At 60.8% G+C, this 4621-nt stretch carries 4 protein-coding genes and 1 pseudogene; 4 read left to right on the top strand and 1 reads right to left on the bottom strand.

The window, feature by feature from the left end; translation table 11 throughout:
* Positions 1 to 1949, bottom strand: a 1949-nt coding sequence (locus D6877_RS09880; protein ID WP_130910625.1) for an AsmA family protein, incomplete at its 3' end; no start/stop codon positions are given.
* Between the two features lie 383 nt (positions 1950 to 2332).
* Between D6877_RS09880 and D6877_RS09875 the strand changes: the two genes are divergently transcribed.
* The 4 genes and pseudogenes from D6877_RS09875 to D6877_RS09860 all read left to right on the top strand — a co-directional run.
* Positions 2333 to 2839: a hypothetical protein gene (locus D6877_RS09875; RefSeq protein ID WP_130910624.1), complete on the top strand. Its 507-nt coding sequence runs from the start codon at positions 2333 to 2335 to the stop codon at positions 2837 to 2839.
* A gap of 154 nt (positions 2840 to 2993) precedes the next feature.
* A complete protein-coding gene (locus tag D6877_RS09870) occupies positions 2994 to 3626 on the top strand; it encodes a TetR family transcriptional regulator (RefSeq protein WP_016771906.1) in 633 nt (210 codons plus the stop codon).
* Between the two features lie 301 nt (positions 3627 to 3927).
* Positions 3928 to 4428, top strand: coding sequence for an urease accessory protein UreE (gene ureE, locus D6877_RS09865; protein ID WP_130910623.1), 501 nt, complete (start codon positions 3928 to 3930; stop codon positions 4426 to 4428).
* Positions 4425 to 4621 (top strand): annotated as a pseudogene (locus D6877_RS09860) (urease accessory protein UreF); the annotation flags it as partial. The gene ureE and the pseudogene D6877_RS09860, both read left to right, overlap by 4 nt.

Genomic DNA, 4621 nt, shown 5'->3' with positions numbered 1-4621 from the left:
ATCACGCCCAGCGCAACCATCCCCGCGCCACGCAGCATCAACGGCACGGCTTTGACGCCGGCATCCGGTTTGATGAACTTGCCGCGCACATACAGCGGCGAGCGCAGGGAGATCAGACGCCAGCCTTTCGACTCAGGGGTCACGGTCAGATCGAGTTGCTCGGTGGCCATGTTCGCCGTGCCATCGATGTAGATGATTGCGTTCTCGGTATCGAAGACAAACAACCGTGTCGTGGCCAGGCCGGTCTTGATGTCGAAGTCCGCCGCCGCGCAATTGATCTTCACTTCCTTGTCGCCAAAGATCTTGCCGACCACGTAGTTGCCGACGTTGAGCCCGGCCAGTTCCATCAGCTCGCGGCTGATCGCACCGTCGTTGATCAGCATCTTCAGATTGCCGTTGGCGCCACCGAGGAGCTTGGCCACGGAGTTGCCCCGGCCACTGATGTCGGCGTCGCCATTGAGCTCACCGAAACTGGTTTTCATCGGCTCGAAGGTCGGGAACAGCTCTTTCAGTTTGAATTTGCGTGCGGTCAACCGCGCGCGGCCTTCCAGCGGCTCGGTGCGGCCATTGAGGCGGATCAGCGCATCCAGGGTGCCGCCGGCAACGCCAAAGCGCAGCGGTTCCAGGCTGAGTTCGCCGTCGTTGAGTTTCAGATGGGTATAGAGGTCATTGAACGGCAGCTTCTCGCTATGGACGATGCGCTTGCCGGTGAACTCGACATCGGCGTCCATGGCGCGCCAGCGATCGGTTTTGAATTCTTCGACCGGCAGGACTTTGTCTGCTGGCTGCTTGCTCGCGCCGCCACGGGCCTTTTGCTCGGTGTTGGAGTCGGCACCGATCAACGGCGCAAGGTCGGCGAACAGCAGTTGATTGGAAACCATTGCGCCGCTGAGTTTTGGCCGTGGCTGGCTGGCCACGTAGGTCAGGTCGCCGTGGATGTCGCTGTCGCCGATCTTGCCGTTGAATTTCTCGTAAGTGAATCTCGCCCCGGCTTCGTCATGCAGCTTGGCGATCAGGTGGCCGTCGGTGGAATACGGTGGGGTGTCCGGCAGCGTCACGCCGGTCAGCGGGTAGAGATTGCCGAGACTGTCGCCAGCGAGTTTCAAGCGCAGGTCGAGGGCGCCGAGATTCAGCGGGTCAGTCAGGGTGCCGGCCAGTTCGATACGGGTATCGCCGATCTTCGCCTGGGCCTGCAACGGGAACGGCTTGCTCGCGTCCTGCAATGCCAGCAACCCGCCGATCTTGCCCTGCCCGGTGAGGTTCTGCCCGTGATACTGGCCTTTGACCTTGAGTGCAAAGGCATAGTCCTGCGGTGCGCCGCCCTTGTCCTGAGCGGTTTTCGCCGCTTTGTCGCCGACAATCTCGCTGAAGGGAATCGGCTTGCCGAGCGGGTCGATCAGCACATCGAGGTTGGTCTTCAAGGTCTGGTCGTCGAGGGTCACATGGCCCTTGTCGAAGCCGATCGCGCCGATATCCACTACCCAGCTCGACGGCTCGGCGTTCGGGTCCTTGGGATCGAATTTGAACGTCCAGTTGGCGCGGCCATCGGCCAGACGTTGCAGCTCGGCATTCGGCTCGGTCAGGTCGATGCGTGGAATCACCACGCGCTGGGCCAGCAGGGCCAGCGGCGAAATGCGCAGCTCGACGCGTTTCAGGGTGACCATCTGCGGCTGTTTCGACCAGTCAGGATTACCCAGGCTCAAGTCCTCGGCGACCACGTGCGGCCACGGCACCCAGGCGCGCCAGCCGCCTTCTTCAGGTTCGCGCTGCCAGATCACCGCGAGGTTGCCATTGATGGCAAACGCCCGGTGCAGTTCTTCCGAAACTTTGGCGTTGATCGTGGGTTTGATCCGGTTCCAGTCGAAAAACACGATGATCAGAATCAAGGCTGCCAGCAGCAGCGCGAGGATGGCGAAAGTCCAGCTGAAGATTTTTCCAATGCGCGTCATGCACAAAGCTCCTGATCACGACCGCACGCCGACATCCCGACGCACAGCTGAAACGGCAGACCGAAGCGGCCCCTATGCAGTCTGTGACTGGCGAAAGGCCCGCAGGTTTAATTGAAAGGCAGTTTAAGCCATAAAAAGCCCGGCAAAACTGACCGATCGGTCGAGCAGTGTTACCGGGACCCGCACTTTTACGAGGCGCGAGTGAGTCGAAAATACCCACGACAGTGCAAAACCGTCGCCCGCAAAGGCCCGATCTAGAGCCTTCGCGCGGAACAATCAATTCTGTTGATTATTACCATTGCGTTTATGAACTTTTATATCGACTTATCGAGAGTAGCATTGCCCTCGTACCCACTTTATCGCCCTCCCAAGGAGCCACTATCATGAAACGCCAATTACTGCTCAGCCTTACCCTGTCGATGCTAGCCAGCACTGCTTTCGCCCTGCCCGCTGCCGATCAGGCCACTCCGCAAGTCAAAGACAGCCACTCGGTGTTCAGCCAGACCGTAGCTTCCGACGGTTCCGAGCGCACTCCACAAGGTCAGACCCTGGCTGAAAATGGTCGCAATCGCCTCGAAGAAAAAGGCCTGGTTCAGGACGGCTCGGATCGCACACCACAAGGCCAGGCCCTGGCTGAAAACGGTCGCAATCGCCTGGAAGAGAAAGGCCTGGTTCAGGACGGTTCGGATCGCACACCACAAGGCCAGATCCTCGCCTCCGATGGTTCGGACCGCACGCCACAAGGCCAGACCCTGGCATCCGACGGTTCCGAGCGCACTCCACAGGGCCAGAACCTGGCTGACGACGGCTTCGATAAAACCCCACTGGGTCAAGCCCTCGCTGAAGGCGGTGGTGACCGTGTGATCGAACGCAACAGCAAATTGAGCTGAGCCCATGACGGCCCGGCAAAAAAGCCCAATCAGCGGATTGGGCTTTTGACTTTTCAGCTTCTGTAAAACCCTCGCTGCACGACTCCCCGTTCGACGCCGACAAAGCCGATTTGCTAGAGTGCGGCGCTTGTCCTGCCGAAGAACACACCCTGCGATGCTGCCCCGCGCCGAACAGAAACAACAGACCCGCAACGCCCTGATGGACGCTGCCCGCCACCTGATGGAAAGCGGCCGAGGATTCGGCAGCCTGAGCCTGCGCGAAGTGAGCAAGACCGCCGGCATCGTGCCCACCGGTTTCTATCGTCACTTCGCCGATATGGACGAGTTGGGGCTGGTGCTGGTCAGTGAAGTCGGCCAGACCTTCCGCGAGACCATCCGCCTGGTGCGCCACAATGAATTCGTCATGGGCGGCATCATCGACGCTTCGGTGCGCATCTTCCTTGATGTGGTCAACGCCAACCGCTCGCAATTCCTGTTTCTCGCCCGCGAACAATACGGCGGCTCGCTGCCGGTACGCCAGGCGATCGGACGCCTGCGGGAGAACATCAGCGCCGACCTCGCGGCGGACCTGGCGCTGATGCCCAAGCTGCAACATCTGGATCTGGCCGGCCTCAGCGTGATGGCTGACCTGATCGTCAAATCGGTGTTCGCCACCCTCCCCGACATCATCGACCCGCCCGCCGAAGCCTTGCCGGAGCATCTGACCCCGCAGGCGAAGATCACCCAGCAACTGCGCTTCATCTTCATCGGCCTCAAGCACTGGCAAGGGCTGGGCAGTACCGAGTAATCCCCTTCTCTATCTGACACAGCGCAAAGCCCCCTGTGGGAGCGAGCCTGCTCGCGAAAGCGCTGGATCAGCTGAATACATTTGTCTGACACGGCGCATTCGCGAGCAGGCTCGCTCCCACATCGAACATCCGCCATGGCCTCGCTTTGGTGCATGACAAATCCTTCATGCACCAAAACCTTCCAGAATCGCCGCGCCTGTTGAAAGATCAGGCACGCGCCGACAGCTATTTCCTACAGATCGCCCGATTGGCGCGGCGCTTGCTCTAGCCCAATCAACGTTCATTGCTGGAAGCTTTCCGATGCTGGTGATTCATCGCAGAATCGGCCCTCAACCCGTCTGGGCCGCCGAGCTGCACCTGACCTTCGAAGCGCGCAGCAAAAGCCGTTTGCGCTGTTTCAGTGCCGAAGGCGAAGACGTCGGGTTGTTTTTGGAGCGCGGCCAGCCACCGCTGTATGACGGCGAATGCCTGCAGGCCGAAGACGGCCGTGTCGTGCGCGTCTGCGCCCGTCCCGAACAACTGCTCCATGTCACGTGCGCCAATGCGTTCGAACTGACGCGCGCGGCCTATCACCTGGGCAACCGCCATGTAGCCCTGCAAGTCGGTGATGGCTGGCTGCGCCTGCTCGACGATTACGTGCTCAAGGCGATGCTCGAACAACTCGGCGCCCGGGTCGAGGCCATCGAAGCGCCGTTCCAGCCGGAACACGGCGCTTACGGCGGCGGCCATCATCACTCCCGCCACGGCGATGAAGACTTCAACTACGCGCCGAAACTCCATCAGTTCGGCGTGCGCCTGTGAATCCGGCCTGGGCGCTGCTGCGTCTGGCCAGTCCGCAACTGCCGATTGGCGGTTACAGCTATTCCCAGGGTCTGGAAATGGCGGTGGATAACGGCCGGGTTCACAACCCTGACGCCGCCCGCCGCTGGATCAGCGATCAACTGCTGCTCAATCTCGCCCGCTTCGAAGCGCCGCTGCTGTTGGCGCATTGCCA

Origin of the sequence: Pseudomonas sp. Sample_9 (assembly GCF_004307535.1) — a bacterium.
GTDB lineage: Bacteria > Pseudomonadota > Gammaproteobacteria > Pseudomonadales > Pseudomonadaceae > Aquipseudomonas > Aquipseudomonas mercuritolerans.
This window is presented reverse-complemented; position numbering and strand designations above follow the sequence as displayed.